This is a genomic window from Lewinellaceae bacterium, from assembly GCA_020636105.1.
In the GTDB taxonomy this organism is placed as follows: Bacteria; Bacteroidota; Bacteroidia; order Chitinophagales; family Saprospiraceae; genus BCD1.
Genome location: JACJYL010000001.1, coordinates 2,975,677 through 2,996,151 on the forward strand (window position 1 = coordinate 2,975,677; position 20,475 = coordinate 2,996,151).

A 20,475-nucleotide genomic window follows, 5' to 3' on the forward strand; every position below is an offset into this window, starting at 1 on the left:
CGATCGGTGAGCCAATTCCAAGCAAAGAACCAAACCTGATTGCAGCCCATTTCCTTGCCAAGCCAGGATACACACTCACGTTACCCCTTAATCAGTTTTTTCATCCATTGCTGTCCTCCTGATTCGATGGTGAGAAAATACACCCCTTCCGGCAGATCAGACAGGTCGAAAGAAAGGTCATTCGGTCCTTTTTGAGAAATCCTATCCATTGTCTGTAAAATTTCTCCAAGGGTATTGCTCACAAATATTTTCACCCCACTGGGTTTGGAGGCTGTGAAGGTCAAATGAAAAAGGTCGCTTACCGGATTGGGAACTACCTCCAATTCATTGATCAGAGATTCCAGGCGAACCGTTTCTACCTTCGAAAAATCAAACCTGCCATCGACATCCACCATACGAAGGCGGTAAAAAATATTGGTATTGTAAACCATTTCATGGTCAACAAACTGGTAATCCCCCTGACCTTTTGCTGTTACAGATCCTATTTTCTCATAAGTCTTTCCATCCCCTGACCGCTGGATTTCAAAATGATCCAGATTCAGCTCATGGGCAGTTTCCCAAACGAGGTTTACTGTCGATTCCTTTGCTTCTGCTTTAAAGCTCAGCAGTTCAACCGGCAGGGTGGCATCCTGTAACCAGACAGCATAACTTTTGGCCGGCAATTTTATATTGACATCGTTATTCGGGGCAAAAACGGTCAGAGTGGTATTGCTGGAATAGTTGTTGGTAACTTCCGTAAAGGTTTGGCCTACGCCAAAATTGTTATTCCCATCCATGTCCGCATCAAAATTGACCCCCTGCCACATATCCACAGCGGTAGTGCCGAAGTTAATGGCTACGATGACATCCTTTCCGGCAAGGCCGGCCGCCATCTGGTAAACCAATAATTTATTGGCCGCCCCCGAGTTAAAAAACTGGTGGTGCGGAGTACTGTAGCGGTTCAGATTGTCCACCTTCGGAGATTGAAATATATAATCGGTATGCAAACTGATTAGCTCATCGATGCGGGATTTTAAATTGACCCCGGGAGGATAATCCGTATTCGGCCTTACGCCAAAATATTCAGCATAAAATACACAAGGCAAGCCAATCTGGTTGTTGGTCAGCAAATAGGCATAGGCCAGCATAGGATCATTCCAAACCGGCTCATATGCGTTTCTTAAATCGTGGTTGTTCAAAAAGGTAATTACATTATACCCATTAGCGCCAGCGGCCACCATGCCGCTGTTGTAAATATCCCTGGCATCGTGGTTATTGTCGCAAACATCTTTCAATTCCTTCCGGAGACCGAAATCAAAGGCTCTCACTTTAATGGCTGCTTTTGTGGCAGGATCCATATTGCTTTCAACACTTGATACCCAATTATTAAGCGTTCCGGGGTTGCCGTCAAAATATTCCCCTACCACCATTCCCGGGTTAATCCCGCTATAATGTAGATTATCCATCAGGTCCCCTACGAAAGCAGGATCAAAATGCTTGACCGCATCCATTCTAAAACCTCGGAAGCCCACGCTGTTCCACAACCACTTTGTCCAGTTTGTAAGGGCAGTCTGGGTTACGGCCTGACTCTGATCGTAATCGTAGAAAAACAACATGGAGTTCCAGTCTCCATCGAGTTGTTCGTAAGATGTGGTAGTGGTATTAGGCCTGAAATTCTCAAAATTCATGCTTCCCTGTCCACTGGGCATGGCTGTAAAGTCTGTGTAGGTCTGGTACTCCATTTGTCCAACTACATCAGCGGCGGCGGCAGCGTTCCAGATGCCGTAAATCCTGTGGTCAGAATAACCTCCTGTATTGCTGAGGTAGATGTATAAATTATCTCCTGCAGGGTTAAAATCCCCCGGGTTGAGGGTGAGTTTGAATTCATCCACATTACACACCATCGGGTCAGGATCGTAATCCACATGGGCATTGAAATTAACTCCCAGCGTAATTACGGTACCATTACCGGGAGTGCCACAATCGCCCCCCCCATTGGGTTCTAATTCAGAACCATCGCCAAATCCCTGCCATCCAACGGTATTCGTCTGCATATAGACCTTATAGGCATAATTATCGAACTGGGCGGCCCCCGTTTTGGAACTCACCTTAAAATAATAATCTCCTGCCCCATTACCCGAAGCACCTCCCAATGGTAAAACACAGCGAAAACGATCAGAGGGGAAAGGATTTTTAAAGGATTGATAGTGGGTAGTGATGTAGTCTTTGACCGCGTTGTTGGTCTCCGCAGCACCACCGTCGCGGTGATTATAGATTACGTCAGCCACCGCCCCGATTCCGGCACCATTGAGGGCTGAAATTAAATTGTTCAGTTCGGTACGCGTTCCGATTCCCGTTGGGGCTGCATCTCCCAGGTCATAAATATCCCTTGGGTCGTAACCGTTGCTGCATTGACCAAATGAGGCGTTGGTGGGCGGCGGCAACCATACGTAGGTAAAGCCTCCGTTAGCGATGCTATTCACCTGGCCCTGTAATACACTTGCCCACGTATTGGTCACTCCGTTACAGTCTTTTTTGGGATAATCCCAGTACCAGCCCTGCATCATAAAATCCTGCCCGAAGAGTACTGAAATATTAAAAAAAATCAACAATAAAAGTCCAAAAAGTTGGATAATTTTTTTCATATTAGATACTAAATAATTAGGTTATTTAATTTAATAATTCTAAAACCAGGGTGCTGCTTTTATCCACCTCAATAACGTCAATTTCAGACAATATTTTTTCACTTATAACATTTTTTGCTTTTAAAAACCCGCCCATCCGCTCTGCAAAACGAGCTGTATTCACTTTTGTTGCTTCTGCATTCGTATTCATGAGAACCATGATGGTTTTAGTGGTATCGTACCTAAAATACACATAAACTCCGTTTTCAGGTATAAAATGCATGAGTTTCCCGTTGTACAAGGCGGGCGTGTTGCGACGATAATTAGCCAGTTTTTTAACATAACCAAACATATCGTTCTCCGCCGCGGTTCTGTCCGAAGGATCAAATTTGTTGACCTTATCTTCTTTCCATCCCCCTGGAAAATCCTGGCGCACCTTACCATCAGGATCGGCCAAACCTGCAAAAAGTTGCTCCGTACCATAATACATGGAGGGAATGCCCCGCATGGTGAGCAGGAAAGCGATGCCGCTTTTCAGTTTATCCACCTCTTCTCCAACGGTGGAAAAGAAGCGGGACTTATCATGATTGTCCAGAAAGATCACGTTTCGCATTGGATCATCATAGAGAAAATCCTGCGTCAGGGTATAATAAATGCGAGCCAATCCCCCTGTCCAGGACTGGGGGAGGGTCAAAGCTTCTTCAATGGCAAAATTGAGTTGAAAATCCGTGATCCCCGGAAGGTTCGAATTGTATCCTTTGGTTAACCTGTCGTTGGCGGCAAGTGTAGCCTGTACGGCGAGTTGTTGCGTCCAGGTTTCCCCAAACAACCCGATAGTCGGATATTCCTGCTGCATGCGTTTGGCCCAGTCCGACAAGAAATCCTGATCCGGAAAATACCAGGTATCAATACGGTAAGCATCGTGGCCGGAGTATTCGGTCCACCAGATTTTATTTTGAATCAGGTAGTTGGCCAGTCTCGGGTTTTTCTGATTGAGGTCGGGCATGGTATAATCAAACCATCCATCAAACAAATGGCTGGCATCCGATTGGGAAGCATAAGGATCGGCCACCACCGCCGAACGAAAATTGGATTTAGTAAATTCCGGCCATTGGTTGATCCAGTCCTCCTCAGGCAAATCTTTGATAAACCAGTGCTCATGACCACAATGATTGAATACGATATCCATGATGACCTTGATCCCTTTTTCGTGGCACTTTTCGACGAAAGTCCGGTACAATTCATTGCTTCCAAAGCGCTTGTCTATTTCATAATGGTCTGTGATGGCGTAACCGTGGTAGGAAGAATAAGGCTGGTCATTCTCCAGTACCGGGTTCAACCAAAGGGCGGTAACGCCCAATTCTTTAAAGTAATCGAGATGATCGAGAATCCCCTGAAGGTCTCCCCCATGGCGGAAGAACATTTTGTCCCGGTTTACGCCGGATTGCAGCATATCCTCGAAACTATCGTTGGTGTAATCGCCATTGGCAAAACGGTCGGGCATGACCAGGTAGATGAAATCAGAGGCATTGAGGCCCTGTACTTTGGAAGTATCCTTTTTCCTGGCTTTGAGTTCGTAGGGATAACTTTTTTGTTGAGCTCCTTTGGTCAGGATGATATCGAAAAATCCCGGTTGGGTTCCTGGCCCTGTCTCTATTGCGATAAAAAGGTAATTGGGATTTTCCACCCGGTATACTTTACCGAGACGAACGCCGGCTTTATCACTTAAACGCACCTCGTAGTCTCCGATCTTTTCATCGTAGATCATCACCTCAACAGTAGGATCTGCCATTCCAGTCCACCAATTTGGAGGATGCACCCTTACGCGATCTACTATTCCTCCTTCCGCCGAATAGTGCCGAAATGGAGCCACTTCCATTCCCATGGGCAGGTATTGGGTGGGATCATCATTGTAAATGGAATCCGGTTGCCCGTGAAGGAGAAAAGCGAGTGAGATTATGTTTAGAAGTATGAGGAAAAATTTGTACATGGCAACGGGCGTTGAATTTTTAAAAAAAGAACAGCGAAAAGGCTCAGTGACGGCCTGACTTTGAGTCAGGCCGTCACTGAGCCCCCAGCCCCCACATCTAAAAGCCGCGAGATGGTGAAATGTGACATTTTCTGGCAACTTTTTTTAAAATTTTGCCGGCTTTGAATCTATGTCCTTTTTTCATTCCACAAGGAATAAAAGGCCCCCGGAGCAATTCCCCGGAGGCCTTCTAAAACAATTCAATAATTATAAAAATCAATATCCTGTATTCTGTTCAAGGTTTGGGTTGGCCCCCAGGTCTGCAGAAGGAATCGGGAAAATATCCCTCCAGGCTTCCACTGACTTTCCTTCCATTACGCCTCCTTTCCATGCCCACTGATAATCCGTATTGCTGAATTTGCCAAAACGGATGAGATCCGTTCTTCTTTGGCACTCCCAGTACAATTCCCGACCCCGCTCATCGAGTAGAAAATCGAGTGTCAATTCTCCTGCGGTAATATCACCTGCTGATGAATTATTGAAGGCTCTTTTACGAACCGTGTTGAAATATCCAACTGCCGTATCCATATCTCCGCCACTTCTCATGATGGCTTCTGCTGCCATGAGGTAAATATCGGCCAGACGGAATACAGGGAAGTCTGTGTCGGTATGATCCGGATTGGAGCCCGCACTTCCATCTGAATTGACGTTCTTAAACTTATTAATGGCATAACCATCCGTAAACAGGGTCAAATCCGTAATATCAAGGTTTTGTCCGTTTTTGTAAAAAAGTCCCCTTACGTCAGTACTGGTGTTTTTTAACTGGTAGGTATAATCAGGTTTATCCAGGAAAAGGAGAATTTCGTAATTTCCCCCTTCTGCTATCACAATATTTTGACCTTCCTGGGTAAGAATACCGTCTGCATTATCATCACCGAGGTTTGCAGCCCAATCATCATTGGCTCTGAACTTGATGGTCCCCGGATTAAGGCTGATCGTGATCTTCATAGCTTCCTTGGCAGCATCCCATTCCATGTTGGTATCAGAATCCCAACCGGTGGCGGTGGCATCTCCAAGTACACCCCATTCACGCCTTTCCATAACGTAGGTATTGTTGTTAAAATCCACCTGGACGTAATACAAACCGGCAGGACCGGCGGTAATGGTATCTCCCATGGTCAGGGTACCGTCGCCGTCATTGTCACCAAATCCAGGAGACAAAGGATATTTGGTAATAAAGAACCGGCTATTGTCTTCAGGAAAATATTTATAACCTTCATACACTTTATTGCCACTGACAGAAGTCAGCGTGGTAGCGTTATTTGACCCATTCCAACCCTGATAATCACCAGGCATGTAAACTTTTGAATAACTGGCAGTCAATCCTTCATTAGGAGCTACCACAATACCTCCAAGATTTTGAGGGAATTTGGCTATAAATTGCTTAGTGGTCCGGGTTCCGGCCCAACCGCTGGAGACACCAGAAGCTACAGGATTCATGGATCCTCCGATACCCGCTCTGATGATAAAGGTTGTTCCACCCCAGGTCTTTGTGTTCACACCATCAAAAGTAATGGGGAAGATCACCTCATTGTTATGGTCATTGTCTGCCAGGAACAGGTTTTGATACACGGGCTCAAGGGTATATCCTCCATTAATAATTTTTTCACAATATGTTAAACAATCCGTATATCTCGGAGTGCCGGTATAAACTTCCGCATTCAGATACAATTTTGCCAGCAAAGCCCAGACGGCTCCCTGATCCGCTCTTCCGTATTCATTGGTCCTTACCGGGGCGATCTCATTTTCAATAGCCTTAAGTTCGGACTCAATATAATTAAAAAGATCCGGACCTTTAATTTGTTCGGGAAAGAAAGATCCAACGATGTCATCTTCTGTTACAAAGGGTACATTGCGGAAAATGTCGAGTGCGTGCCAGTAACTCAAGGCACGAAGGAACCGTGCCTCAGCGCGGAATCCCTGTATGTCTTTCTTCAAATCACTATCCACCCCTCTTGAGTCAAGTTTGGCATCCGTTGTTTCTCTTAAAAATTCATTGCAAAGCGGTATCTGATAAAAAATACGGCTGTAAAAAGCGTAGGTAAACCCATCGTCAGAACTCCAGTTCTGGCCATGGAAATTCAGAATGGTCTGATCATTCCAACCGATTACGGCTTCATCTGTTGTGAGTTCCTGGTGGTACCAGAGTCCTCTCAAATATTGACCGAAACCTTCATCAATGCCGGAAATATCCGCCTGGCCGGAAGGGCCTTCCTGTCCGGAAACCGCCAATCCTGCATATAATTTTGCCAACACCTGCTTGTAGGCATTGGGATCCTCGTAAACAGAAGCCGCCGTTACAATATCCTTGTCGAGCGGGATGGTATCGAGGTCATTGAAGCAGCTGTTACAAATAAAGAGCAAGGCTGCTAATGACATTATTTTGATATAAATAGAATGCTTCATTTTTTTAATTATTTAGCTTTTTTAGAAAGAGAAAAGTCTGCATTTAAGCCAATGACAAACGTTCTGGGTCGTGGGTAAATGTTGTTGTCAATTCCATTGCCAATCTCCGGATCCAGCCCGTCGTATTTGGTGAGTACGAACGGATTTTGCAGGGTCGCAAATACCCGGATGCCGTGACCAATGAGTTCATTGAAGTTGTATCCCATCGTGATGTGATCCAGTCTGAGGAAATTGGCCTTTTTTACAAAATGATCACTAAAAGTCAGGTTGGACTGGTTAATGACGTTGAGGTCCACGGCAGATTGATTCACGTTCCAAAGCGTTCCTGTTGATCCATACATCCTGTTTAGATAGCCCATGTCGGTCTGAACGTTGTTGTAAACGTAGTTGCCGATAGCCGCCCTTCCCGCAAAAGAAAAGTCAAAATTACCAAGTTTCAGATTACTTGTAAAACCGATAGAGTAATCCGCTGCCGGTTTTTGGTACCTGTATTTGTCCTGATCGTTCACGATTCCGTCTTTGTTTCTGTCTGCAAATTGTCCTTCGAGAATATTACCGCTTTCATCATACAACTGTTCGTAAACGTAAAATGAGTTTGGCGCATATCCTACGGTGTGTATTTGAATATTACTTCCTACCCCGCCGGCAATCCCTCCGACCGCAACGCCCTGGTATTCAGGATCGTCGGTAGCAGTCAGTTTGGTGATCTCCGATTGATTGTAACCGACGTTCACGGCCAGGTCCCAGGAATTTTTCTCCGTCAGGTAAGGCGTGAGGTTAAGCGTCAGTTCCACGCCCTGGTTCTCGATATTTCCAACATTGGTATTGATAAAGTTGGTCAGGTTGGTCCCGGCCGGAACTGGAATATAGTTCAACAGGTCCTTGGTATAACGCTTGTACACCTCAAGGGTACCGGACACGCGGTCTTTCACGAGGGAGAAGTCCAGTCCAACATTATAAGTGGTCGTTTCTTCCCATTTGATGTTTTCGTCGTAACCGTTAGGCCTTAGTGTTGAAATGAACTGATCCCCGAACTGGTACCTGGCATTGTCAAAGCTCAACTGATATCTCGCCAGATAAGCATAATAATCCCCTATATCCTGTTGACCGGTTACCCCCCAGCCTGCTCTCAGTTTGACGTTGTTAAAATATTGATTTCCATTTTCGATCAACTTCACACCCAATGCTACGGCAGGGAACAATCCCCATCTGTTCTCAGGGGAGAATCTGGAAGTACCATCCCTTCTCAAAGTGAAAGTGAATAAGTATTTATCACTAAAACTGTAATTCAACCTTCCAAAGAGGGATACCAGGTAATACTCGGCTGGATCATCTCCCGTCACGATGTTTTCCGGTGTTCTGGCGACATCTGAATTGGTGTAGGTATTGGCTACCTTAAAATGCTGCCAGGAATAACCGGCCATCGCATCTAGAGAATGTTTTCCAAAATCCTTCTTATAATTCATGTAATATTCCAGCAGGCTGTTGTATTTGCTCTGGCTGTAAACATTATCCACCCCACCACCAGTCAACTGGTTGAAAGAAAAAGAGGCAATGGTAGGAATGTAAATGGTTCCGTTTCCTTCGGAAAAATCATAGGCCAGGTTGAGGTTGGCCCTGAGTTCCGGCAAAAAATGGAAACGATAATCGATGTTGGCGTTGGTAATATACCTGAGTACGTCAGAATTATCATCACGCAGGTTTATCAAAGCCAAAGGATTGGTCGGAGCCAAAGAATTAGGATTGCCGTTGGGAAGCGTCCATGTGAAGAAACCTCCATAAGCATTCCCTTCATCGTAAATTTGCTGTGTAGGGTCGAAGGAAAGTGAATTGCCAATGGCTCCTCTGTCGGCAAAGTGATTCTGTGTTTTCATCACTTTGGCATGCAATTTCACCTGCAGTTTATTGTCAAAGAATCCGGGCGTCAGGTTCACGCTTCCTGTCAAACGGTTAAAGTTATCCGTCATCAGGATACCGTTTTTATCGGAATACCCCAGGGAAACACGGTAAGGAACATTGCCCACACCACCGGAAACACTCAGGTTATGGTCGTGTGAAAAGGCTTGCTGATAAATTTCATCCTGCCAGTTCGTATTCGCATCACCCAGCAGCGCCAGGGAAGGGTGTCCTTCTCCATAATAATCGGTCAGGGTGGCTCTGTATTCATCGGCGGTCAAAACATCAATCCTGTTGCTCGCATTGCCGAAAGAAATATTGCCATTATACCCCAGGTGGATACCGCCACCCAGGCTCCCTTTTTTGGTCGTGATCAGGATAACCCCACCAGAAGCCCTGTTTCCGTAAATGGCAGATGCAGAAGCATCCTTGAGAACGGTCATGGACTCGATGTCATTTGGATTGATCACATTCAGCGGGTTCCGGCTTCCCGAAACACCACCATTATCCAGGGGCACACCGTCAATTACGATCAAAGGATCATTAGAAGCACTGATGGAAGACTCCCCGCGCACCCTGATCCTTGATCCTCCCCCCGGGCTACCGTCCGTGGTAATAGTCACCCCGGCGATTTTTCCGGCGAGCAACTCCTGGGGTCCTGTAATGGATCCTTTGTTAAAATCTTTGGAAGTCACCGATTGGAGTGAACCCGTGGCATCACTTCTCTTCACCGTACCGTAACCGATAACGATCACCTCATCAAGCGCCACCCCGGAAGAAAGCAACACGTCAATAATATTCGATTCTCCAATGGCAATTTCCTGGCTTTCAAACCCTGTGTAACTGAATACCAGGGTCTTTACTTCGGCAGGGATCTCCAGTTCGTACTTCCCGTCAAAGTCGGTAACTGTACCATTTAAGGTCTCCCTGGCTAAAACGTTCACCCCGAAAAGGGGCTCTCCGGTACTCGCATCTGTTATGGTACCGGTTATGGTTCTCTGACCAAAAATAAATAAAGGCATGCCCAGAATAAACAGGATCAGCATCCCTCTACCTGAAAGTCTATTTTTACCCATGATATAAAATTTTATAAAAATTAAGTGTCTTAGTGTCAAAGATACACTAAAATTTGATATATTTGTGAATCACACTTGGTGAAATTTGTATTTTTCACCATTTTTACAAAGGTAATTTGTTCTTTAACTTAAATAAACTATACCATGAAATTACGATTACTTTTATCTGCACTTTTCTGTGCAATTCTTTTGTCTGGTTTTAGCCAGATCACTACCGTGGGACTTATTGGGGATGCCACTCCCGGAGGATGGGATACTGATACTCCAATGGTTCAGGATACCGAGAATCCGGATTTGTGGACCCTCAACGTCACACTTGTTGCCGGAGCTGCTAAATTCAGAGCGGATGCTCTCTGGACGGTCAACTGGGGGTCTTCAGACTTTCCGTGCGGTACCGGCGTGCAAGATGGTGATAACATCCCCGTTTTTGCAGGAGAATATGATGTTACTTTTAACGCTGCTACCGGCGAATACTGTTTTAATGTAATCTCTCCTATCGGCATCATCGGTGATGCGACACCAGGTGGATGGGGAAACGATACGAATATGTATAAAGACACCACGGAACATGGTTTTTTCATAGAAATTGACCTCGTTGCCGGTGCTGCCAAGTTCAGAAAAGATGATGACTGGGTTGTCAACTGGGGATCTTTGGATTGGCCAAGTGGCATCGGAGTTCAGGACGGAGATAATATTCCAGTCCCTACCTCAGGAACCTACCGGGTAACCCTGGACACTATGTCTGGTGCTTATAACTTCGAAGAACTTATCGCTATCAATTCCATCGGTCTTGTGGGTGATGCCACGCCAGGTGGATGGGACGTAGACACAGAACTCAACCAGGATCCAAATGATGGAAGCATCTGGAGAGCCAACATTGACCTGGTCGCTGGAGAATGTAAATTCCGCGCCAACGGTGAGTGGGTTCTTTCCTGGGGAGGTGCTGATTGGCCTAGTGGTATTGGTACAGCGGACGGTGGCAACATTACTGTTCCAACAGACGGTTTTTACCAGGTTACCCTGAATACGACTACAGGAGCTTACAGTTTCCTGCCGGTTGTTTATTATGAGACGATTGGTATTATCGGTGATGCTACTCCAGGTGGATGGGCAGAAGATACAGATATGGAAGTAGATCCTGATAATCCTGAATTATGGAACGTAAGAATGGAATTCACCACCGGTGAGGCAAAATTCAGGGCTGACAACGACTGGCCAGTCAACTGGGGTGCGGGTGACTTCCCTTCAGGTATCGGAACTCAGGATGGAGCCAATATACCTGTTCCTGCCGGGGAGTACTTTGTTGATTTTAACACGACTACCGGAGCATATAACTTCACTCAAATCATTGCTTACGATACCATCGGAGTCGTAGGAACAGGCAGTCCTTCCGGAAGCTGGGACATTGACGAAGATCTCACCAAAGATCCGGACAATGAGTTGCACTTCTTCTCAAACTACATCCTTATGCAAGACGGAGAAGCTAAATTCAGAGCCAACCACGCATGGACTATCAACTGGGGTGGTGACACATGGCCAACCGGTACAGGAACTCAGGACGGGCCAAATATTCCAACTGTTGGTGGCGCATATAGCGTATCCCTTTTCACAGACACGGGAGATTTCGCTTTTGGTGACCCGGTCAGCACAAAAGAAGAATTGTTGAACCCTGCTGATGTACAGGTATTCCCTAACCCTGTTGGAGAAACCCTGAACGTCGATTTGAGCAAGTTACAACTGAAAGGCGATGTGACCATGACTGTCATGGACATCAACGGAAAAAAATTGTTGACTAAAACTGCTGCCGCGACTTCTAACCTGACCGTTAATGTGGCAGGTCTCCAGAACGGAAACTACATCCTGCACATTACTTCCGAAGGATATATCATCGGCAAACGTTTCAGTATTGCAAAATAATACTTTAACCAGGCTGAAATAGCAACTGTCGGTTAAAGACAAATGAAACATGAGTCATCCCGAATTTCATCTAATCAGATTAAATTCGGGATTTTTCTTTTACAAAAGAAATAAACCGCAAAACCTGCCTTCCGTCGCGGCAGCAGGCAAGGTTTAAAACAAGTAACCGCAAAATTTAGAAGTGTTTGGGTCGTGTGTTAGGTGTTTTGCGACAAAAAATGACTTTTTTCCAAAACCCAAACCTTTTGCCCACTCACTTTTACACCTGCCTTCCTGCGTCAGCAGGCAGGTTTTAAATTCCTTGTTTTACACCTGCCTTCCTGCGTCTGCAGGCAGGTTTTACATTTAAAAAATACTTCAAATAATCAAAAAATTTCTATTTCAGACAGTTTTTGAAAATTCGGGATGAACTCATGTTTGTTATACACGTTGCCGGTTTTTCGGACATTAAAAATTAATCCGGAGAACTTGTCGCCTGCTTCCCTTCCTGGTTCACAAAACGCGCCAGTAAGCTATGAAAATGATGCACCCCCTGTTCCCGGGTCGGGGAAAAACGCCCGGCCTGGTAAAACCGGGAACGCACCCCTTTCTGAACGCCTTCCACTACATATTCATCTTCCATTTCAACGGCATCCAGAATCGAGCCTGCACCTTCTTCCAGCTTTGTTTCATCATAAATGTAGGAAATAAAGGAAACCAGGCTCTTGTCAACGGCCAGTGGTTTGACGATATTGATGGATAATCCCCATGGGTAAAAATTGAACATCATATTCGGGAACACCCAGAAATAATAAGCGGCCACATTTTTACCATAATCGATATGCCCTTCCGGCAAATCAAAACATACCTCCGGATCATCGGCATAACCGACCTGAAGATTGCAATAATCATAGACCTCCGTGGTATAATCACGATAGTCCAATACCTTGTTTAATTCGGGATGAACGTACGGAATATGAAACCCCTCAAGGTAGTTGTCGCAATAAAGCGCCCAATGTGCATGGACAGGATAATCCCTGGAGCGGTCAGGAGCCCTTTTAAAGGCTTTCAGGGGAAGAAAACCTATTCGCTCATCCATCCTCGCCAATACGGAAGAAAAGTCGAACAAAGGATCCATTCCGACAAACAACAGCGTTCCCCATTGCTTAAAAGAAAAGGGATGCAGGTCATCGCAAGGCCGCGGGAAGTTTTTAGTAGTTTTGAACTCGGGCATGAATTCAAATTTTCCATCAAGGGAAAACCTTCGCCCGTGATACATACACTGTAACCGTTTAGCCGGCCCGGCGGCATCGGCCACCAGGTTTCCCCGGTGGGTGCACACATTGCTCAGACAGGAAATTTCACCGGCTTCGTTTTTCGTCAGCAGCAAAGGCTCCGTCAAAAAGCCTTCCAGCAAAATCAACGGGTGAACGTGCATGGGATCTTTTACCATGGTTTCGTCCCCAATCCATTGCCAGGAGCGAAGGAAAACCTTTTCTTTTAGCGTTTCAAACATTTCCGTACTCCTGTAAAAAGAAGCAGGCAGTGTTTCGGCCAGGGAAATATCAGGATGTATGAATAATTTTGATGGCATTTGAACAGGAAATTTATTGGGCAATATCGCTAAATTAAAGCAAAACATACACACTTAATCTCAATTTGCCCAATCCCAATAAATTTGTTTTCCTCTATTTGACTTTGGTTATTATTCTGTAATATTGCCAGATATTGGGATCTTTGTAAAATGTAAAATAATAAATTAAAATTTTAAAAGTACTGATTTTCAGTGATTTACAAGATTAAGAATGTCAATTTGTTTTTTCATCGTTCCTTATTAAAAATCAGCAAAAAAAACATTACCATGGTTAAAAGCAGTTTATCCCTTGTATGTTTCTCATTTATCCTTTTTCAATCTATGGCTCAGGACTTAACCCTTTTCGAAAAACACCGGTTCACAATAGATGAACAACCGATATCATTCCGCCTGTTATTGCCTGAAAATTATGATGCCACTCAAAATTATCCCTTGATTTTCTTTTTGCATGGAGCAGGAGAAAGAGGGGACGACAATGAAACCCAATTGGTTCACGGGGCGAAATTATTTTTAAAGGATGAGGTGAGGAAAAATTATCCGGCTATTGTCGTTTTTCCCCAATGCACCAAAGACAGCTATTGGAGTAATGTGGGGCACAGCGTTGACCTGACCTCCAGAAAAAGGGATTTTTACTTTCGCAAGGCAGGAGCTCCTACAAAATCAATGGAGCTCGCCGGGGCCTTACTGGAATTTCTCCTCGACACTTACCCTGTTGATGAAAACCGGGTCTATATTGGAGGATTATCCATGGGAGGCATGGGAACATTTGAAATGGTCAGGCGTTATCCAGGAGTATTCGCAGCCGCTTTCCCCATTTGCGGAGGGGCCAACCCGGCAACGGCCAAACAACTCAAAAATGTGAGCTGGTGGATATTCCACGGAGCAAAAGACGATGTCGTGCCGCCGAAATTTTCCGAGGAAATGGCCACAAATCTAAAGAAAGCAGGAGCTGACGTAAGGTTCACTCTATATCCCGAAGCCAACCACAACAGCTGGGATTCAGCCTTTGCCGAAAAAGACTTGCTACCCTGGCTCTTCACACAAAAAAAGCACTAATAACCCCTTGAACAACTGAAACAATTTGACCCCTTGAAACAATTCAACCATAACAAACCATCCAGCCATGCCTTTATCTCAACGAGGAGAAGCCGCCATCAACGCCGTATTAAGATTCGACCTGGAAACCTTTTTCGAGGCGGTCCAAAACCTTTACCATAAGGAAGATAACCCTGAGGGGACTTTTCCTCTCAATATGGCCGAAAACAAATTGAGCTGGCCTGTATTAAAAGCCAAAATGAGGCAAATAAGCAGCGAAAATGAAATCCCCGACTGGGTGTCTAACTACACCTCAAGTTTGGGTGCTCCCGAAGTAAGACAGGCCATCGCCTCTTTTCTCTCAAAATTTCTGACAGGATGCCCGGTTGACCCGGCAAGGATGGGTATGTCGGCCGGAGCAACCAGCGTGATTGAAATGACGGCCTGGGTTTTGGGCAACCCCGGGGACGTGGCCGTTTTTCCGGCCCCCTGTTACCCGGTATACAAACAGGATATGGGCAACAAGGCAGGTATTGAAAGGTACAACCTGGTGACCCACCACGAGTTGTCCGAGATCAGCAAGGGCCCCGTTTTGGATATTCCTCATCTTGAAAAAGCATTCAATGACATAAAAAGCCAGGGCAAGCGCTTTCGGTTCCTGGTACTGACTTCGCCGGACAATCCAACAGGAGGCATTTTCGAATACGATAAATTACTGGAGATCACCGACTGGTGTATTGAGCGCAACATTCACCTTATCGTTAATGAGATTTACGGTTTGTCGCTGATCAATACCCGGCACCCTGAATTGAAAGATGATTATCAAAAGATTCCGGATTTTACCTCCTTTGTCAGGATCATGGAAACGAAAAAGAGTGATTTCCTACACTGGTGGTATGCCTTTTCCAAAGACTTTGGCGCTTCCGGATTCAGGGTGGGGCTGGTCTATTCCCACAATACGCAATTCATAAAATCCTACGAGAATTTCAATGCCACACACATGGTTTCGAATTACGCTCAATGGATATTCCAAAAGGTGCTGGAGGATCATGATTTTGTTGACAAATACATTCAAATCAATCAGACACTTTTAACGGAATCCTACCTCGTTGCTGTTAAGACTTTCAGGAAACTCAACATTCCTTACGTGCCGGCTGCCGGAAGTTTATTTGTCTGGATCGACCTCTCCGAATTCCTCTCGGAACAAAGCCAGGAAGCGGAAAACCAATTTTGGCTGGAACTTTACCAGGAAACGGGCATATTGCTCACGCCGGGAGAAGGGTTCGGGCATAGCAAAAGAGGACAATTCAGGGTGGTTTTCCCGTGTTTGCCTAAAGAAGATCTGGAGGTGGCGATGGGAAGGCTGGAAAATTATATTGTCAGGATACGCCAATAGAAAAATTAGTTCGGCCGCAACGGGCGCCGTTCTATGTTGTGCCTTTATTCAAACCTTTGCGCAAAACTTTAACATTCTACATTCGGTGTTTTGCACCTAATCTAAAATTGGCCGGTCTTATTTCCATTTTCCGGACCATAAAACCCAGTCAGGTTTACGGGTTTTTTTATTCCATTTCGAGTTTATTCTGTACATTTGGCGTATTACTGAAGTAATTCAAATATGTACTTATTAGGATACGACATAGGCAGTTCCTCCATCAAAGCAGCCCTTGTGGCGGCAGACTCCGGCGACACCATCAAAATCGTGCAATATCCGGAAACCGAAATGGAGATGATTTCAGTCCAGTCAGGCTGGGCCGAGCAACATCCTGCCGACTGGTGGGAAAATGTAATCAAAGCTACCCGAAAATTACTGGAGGATACGGGAATCAAATCGTCTGAAATAAAAAGCATCGGCATTGCCTACCAGATGCACGGTTTGGTGTTGATCGACAAAGACCAGAAAGTTTTGCGACCTTCCATCATTTGGTGTGACAGCCGGGCGGTGGACATAGGTCATAAAGCCTTTGAAGGCATTGGCCACGGATACTGCCTCAGTCATTTACTCAATTCTCCGGGCAATTTCACTGCGTCAAAACTCAAATGGGTCAAAGAGAACGAACCGGAACTTTTTGAAAAAATTGATAAGATCCTGCTACCCGGGGACTATATTGCCATGAAGTTGACAGGCGAGGCAAAAACCACTATTTCAGGTCTTTCGGAAGGGGTACTTTGGGATTTCAAGACCAATGCCCCATCGAAAACATTACTGGATTATTATGGAATCAGGGAAGACCTGTTGCCTGAAATTGCCGACACTTTTACCGTCCAGGGAAAACTTACGGAAGCCGCAGGGGAGGCAACGGGATTAATGCCGGGCACTCCCGTCTCCTACAGGGCCGGGGATCAGCCCAACAATGCCCTTTCGCTGGGTGTTTTCAACCCGAATGAAGTGGCGGCCACAGGAGGTACTTCCGGAGTGGTCTATGCCGTGGTGGACCAACTCATTTATGACAATCAGTCGCGCATCAACGGTTTTGCCCACGTCAACCACTCCCCTGGAAATCCCAGACTCGGACTTTTACTGTGTATCAACGGAGCAGGCATTCAATACGCATGGGTAAAAAAACAGATGGCTGAAGCTGGCATTACCTACCAGGAAATGGAATCTATGGCTGGATTGGTTCCCGTGGGCTCTGATGGACTCCGGATCATTCCTTTCGGAAACGGAGCAGAACGCATCCTCATGAATGAAAGCCCCGGAGCACAGATCAACAACCTCCAGTTTAATCGCCACGGACGCGCCCATTTTTACCGGGCCGCCCTGGAAGGCATCGCTTTTTCTTTTGTTTACGGATTTGAGGTATTGAAAGCCCTGGGGTTGGATCCCGAAGTCATAAAGGTTGGCAACGACAATCTTTTCCAGTCGGAAATTTTTGCACAAACCATCGCCAATTTACTCGATTGTTCCATTGAGGTGATCCAAACCACCGGGGCCGTAGGAGCAGCCAAGGCAAGCGGATTCGGAGCGGGAATATACAGCAACCTTGATGAAGCTATGAAAACCGGAAAAGTGGAACACCGTTATATTCCTCAAAATAATATAGAAGCCTTTAAGACCGCCTACCAGCTTTGGAGCGGGGAGCTCGATAAACTGATGCATTAACCATTATAAAATAAAACCATGCAGGTAACAGAAAATACGAATGTGGTTCTGGGAGATAAGGAATACTTCCGGAACGTTCCAAAGATCAAATACGAAGGAAGGGATTCTAAAAATCCTTTTGCCTTCAAGTGGTATGATGAAAGTAAGGTGGTCGCAGGCAAAACCATGAAAGAGCACTTTCGGTTTGCCATCGCCTACTGGCATTCCTTTTGCGGAATCGGGGGAGATCCTTTCGGTGCCGCCACCAAAAATTTCCCCTGGCTGGCCTCGAACGACCCCTACCAGGCGGGTAAGGATAAAATGGATGCGGCTTTTGAATTCATCACTAAAATCGGAGCTCCCTTTTATTGTTTCCACGATTTCGACCTCATTGCAGAAGGCGACAATCTGAATGAATCGGCAAAGCGGCTGGAATTTATTACAGACTATGCCCTTGAGAAACAAAAAGCATCAGGCGTAAAACTCCTTTGGGGAACAGCCAACCTTTTCTCCAACCCGAGATATATGAACGGCGCCGCTACAAATCCTGATTTTGACATTGTCGCCTATGCCGGGGCGCAATTGAAAAACGCACTGGATGCAACCATAAAACTGGGTGGTGAAAATTACGTTTTCTGGGGAGGGCGCGAAGGGTACATGAGCCTGTTGAATACAGAAATGAAAAAGGAACTGGACCATATGGCCAGGTTCCTGCACATGGCCAAGGATTACGCACGTAAAAACGGATTCCAAGGCACTTTCTTCATTGAGCCCAAACCCATGGAACCCAGCAAGCACCAATACGATTTTGATGCGGCTACCGTCATCGGCTTCTTAAAAGAATACGGACTGGACGGGGACTTCAAGCTCAACCTGGAAGTGAATCACGCCACCCTGGCCCAGCATACCTTTCAGCATGAATTACAGATCGCCGTCGATAACGGGTTACTCGGCAGCATGGATGCCAACCGCGGTGATTATCAAAACGGATGGGATACCGACCAATTCCCGAATAACCTTTACGAACTGGTGGAATCATTTTTGGTCATTCTCCCCGGCGGAGGTTTCCAGGGCGGAGGTATCAATTTCGATGCAAAAACCCGCAGGAACTCAACCGACCTGGAAGACCTGTTTTATGCCCACATCGGCGGAATGGACGCTTTTGCCAGGGCTCTCCTGATCACTCAGGACGTTTTGGATCATTCCGACTATTTGCCGCTCAGAAAAGCGAGATACAGCTCCTTCAATACCATCAACGGGAAAGCCTTTGAAACGGGGAAACTGACCCTGGAAGAGCTGGCTGACATTGCCCGTGAAAACGGAGAGCCTGGTTTGAGAAGCGGGCGGCAGGAGTTGTTTGAGAATATTATCAATCAATACATTTAAACGGAAGGCAATTTTTTTTCATACAGCCTTTCATATATCGATTTAATCCGGCACTTGCCTTTGGGTAGTGCCGGATTTTATCTTACCAATCAATCTCCCGCCTGTCCCGGAAGAATTTGCCTGTGGGAATGACTTCGGCCGTAGCGAGCCAGGTGGCCGTATCGGCACCCTCTTCAACCGAGAGCGGGGCTTCTTTTCCGCCCATATCCGTACGCACCCAACCCGGGGACATGGCGTTGACTTTGATACCTATCCCTGATAACTCATTCGCCATTTGGACCGTTAGTGCATTTAAAGAAGTTTTGGACAAGCGGTAACCTGCATAACCGCCACTGAGACTATCCCAGGCTCCCATACCACTGCTCATATTGATGATCCTTCCTTCCTCACTGTTTTTCAATAAAGGAAGTAAAACCTGGGTAAGCCGCCAGGGACCATAAAAATTGGCCTCCATGATGCGTTTTACCTCATCGATATTTACCTCCGTAGCGCCTTTATTGCCAATGAGCAGCCCAGCATTATTGATGAGCACGTCCAGTTTGCCAAAATGATCCCGGAGGTCCATGGCCAGGTTTTTTATATCTGCTTCTTTGGTCACATCGAGATGACGGACATGAATATCTCCTTTAATGGATTCAGCCGCCTTTTTGCCTTTGGCCAGGTCACGGGATCCCATGATCACTTTGTGGCCCATTTCAAACAGTTGTTTGCATATTTCGAAGCCAATGCCGCGGTTACCTCCTGTAACCAGGATGATTTTTTGTTCCATCTTTTATTCTTTTGCCCGCTGAATGTGAAAATTGAAATTGGCATTTCCCAAGGCGCCCCACAATCTCAGCCATACCGGCAACAACATTTCTGTTCCTCTAGCGGTAGAAATATCTCCCAAATCAATAATATTGTCGGCTTTCCAGCCAATATTTTTCAAAAGATCACTCACGGATTTTTTAGCCTCGTTGTCATTTCCGCTGACAAAAACGGTATGATCTCCCGGAATGGTTTCGGGGTGCATCATGATGTAAGTGTTCATGGTATTAAGGCTTTTGACCACCTTAACTTCCGGAAACCTGGCCTGGATCTGTTCTCCCAAAGAATCTGTATTGCAAACAGACAAAGTAGGCGGCATACCGTTTGAGAAGTCAAGTGGATTGGCAATATCCAGTAAAATTTTATTCCGTAGGCTGGAGGCGCCCACTTGCGCAAGTGCTTCCAGCGTAGCTCCGCCGCTCGTGGCATTTATGACCAGATCTGCTTCCTGTGCGGCCGCATCATAGGTTGCCAGGTGAATTCCTTTTTGACCATCGAGCCATTGGCCGAAAGGTATTTTACCCCATTGAGCGGAAGTGTTACGTGTTCGTGTAGCTTCGGGATTACGGGTTCCCATGGTTATTTGATGTCCCAATTCGATGAGTCTTTCTGCTATGGTCATCCCGACCATTCCCGTCCCTAAAATGGTAATTTTCATACTAAAA

The 20,475-nt window shown here is 45.8% G+C and carries 12 protein-coding genes; 5 read left to right on the forward strand and 7 right to left on the reverse strand.

Annotated elements, in window-relative coordinates; translation table 11 throughout:
* Positions 1-80 precede the first annotated feature (80 nt).
* From H6571_11205 to H6571_11220, 4 genes are all read right to left on the reverse strand, one after another.
* Positions 81-2,624: a T9SS type A sorting domain-containing protein gene (locus H6571_11205; GenBank protein MCB9324292.1), complete on the reverse strand. Its 2,544-nt coding sequence runs from the start codon at positions 2,622-2,624 to the stop codon at positions 81-83.
* A 25-nt stretch (positions 2,625-2,649) separates the two neighbouring features.
* On the reverse strand, positions 2,650-4,593 hold the full coding sequence (locus H6571_11210; protein MCB9324293.1) for a glycoside hydrolase family 13 protein: 1,944 nt from the start codon (positions 4,591-4,593) through the stop codon (positions 2,650-2,652).
* 255 nt (positions 4,594-4,848) lie between these two features.
* Complete coding sequence (locus H6571_11215) at positions 4,849-7,038, reverse strand: RagB/SusD family nutrient uptake outer membrane protein (protein ID MCB9324294.1); 2,190 nt, start codon at positions 7,036-7,038, stop codon at positions 4,849-4,851.
* A gap of 8 nt (positions 7,039-7,046) precedes the next feature.
* Positions 7,047-10,010 carry a SusC/RagA family TonB-linked outer membrane protein gene (locus tag H6571_11220; protein MCB9324295.1) on the reverse strand — a complete coding sequence of 988 codons (2,964 nt, stop codon included), beginning with the start codon at positions 10,008-10,010 and terminating at the stop codon, positions 7,047-7,049.
* 144 nt (positions 10,011-10,154) lie between these two features.
* Between H6571_11220 and H6571_11225 the strand changes: the two genes are divergently transcribed.
* On the forward strand, positions 10,155-11,927 hold the full coding sequence (locus H6571_11225) for a SusF/SusE family outer membrane protein (GenBank protein ID MCB9324296.1): 1,773 nt from the start codon (positions 10,155-10,157) through the stop codon (positions 11,925-11,927).
* 454 nt (positions 11,928-12,381) lie between these two features.
* On the opposite strand, the gene H6571_11230 is transcribed toward H6571_11225, so the two are convergent.
* A complete protein-coding gene (locus H6571_11230) occupies positions 12,382-13,500 on the reverse strand; it encodes a Rieske 2Fe-2S domain-containing protein (GenBank protein MCB9324297.1) in 1,119 nt (372 codons plus the stop codon).
* Between the two features lie 267 nt (positions 13,501-13,767).
* On the opposite strand from H6571_11230, the gene H6571_11235 reads away from it, so the two are divergent.
* The 4 genes from H6571_11235 (at position 13,768) to xylA (ending at position 19,003) form a co-directional block, all read left to right on the forward strand.
* Positions 13,768-14,556 (forward strand): prolyl oligopeptidase family serine peptidase, encoded by a 789-nt coding sequence (locus H6571_11235; protein ID MCB9324298.1) that lies wholly within the window; start codon positions 13,768-13,770, stop codon positions 14,554-14,556.
* Positions 14,557-14,623: 67 nt separating this feature from the next.
* Entirely contained in the window at positions 14,624-15,931 is a 1,308-nt protein-coding gene (locus H6571_11240; GenBank protein ID MCB9324299.1) for an aminotransferase class I/II-fold pyridoxal phosphate-dependent enzyme, read from the forward strand.
* Positions 15,932-16,153: 222 nt separating this feature from the next.
* Positions 16,154-17,638, forward strand: a complete 1,485-nt coding sequence (locus H6571_11245; GenBank protein MCB9324300.1) for a carbohydrate kinase — start codon at positions 16,154-16,156, stop codon at positions 17,636-17,638.
* Positions 17,639-17,656: 18 nt separating this feature from the next.
* On the forward strand, positions 17,657-19,003 hold the full coding sequence (gene xylA / locus H6571_11250) for a xylose isomerase (GenBank protein MCB9324301.1): 1,347 nt from the start codon (positions 17,657-17,659) through the stop codon (positions 19,001-19,003).
* Between the two features lie 82 nt (positions 19,004-19,085).
* Here the strand turns inward: xylA and H6571_11255 are convergent, their stop codons facing one another.
* Both H6571_11255 and H6571_11260 read right to left on the reverse strand, forming a co-directional pair.
* Positions 19,086-19,772: an SDR family oxidoreductase gene (locus H6571_11255; protein MCB9324302.1), complete on the reverse strand. Its 687-nt coding sequence runs from the start codon at positions 19,770-19,772 to the stop codon at positions 19,086-19,088.
* A 3-nt stretch (positions 19,773-19,775) separates the two neighbouring features.
* Positions 19,776-20,468 (reverse strand): NAD(P)-binding domain-containing protein, encoded by a 693-nt coding sequence (locus H6571_11260; protein MCB9324303.1) that lies wholly within the window; start codon positions 20,466-20,468, stop codon positions 19,776-19,778.
* Positions 20,469-20,475: the final 7 nt, after the last annotated feature.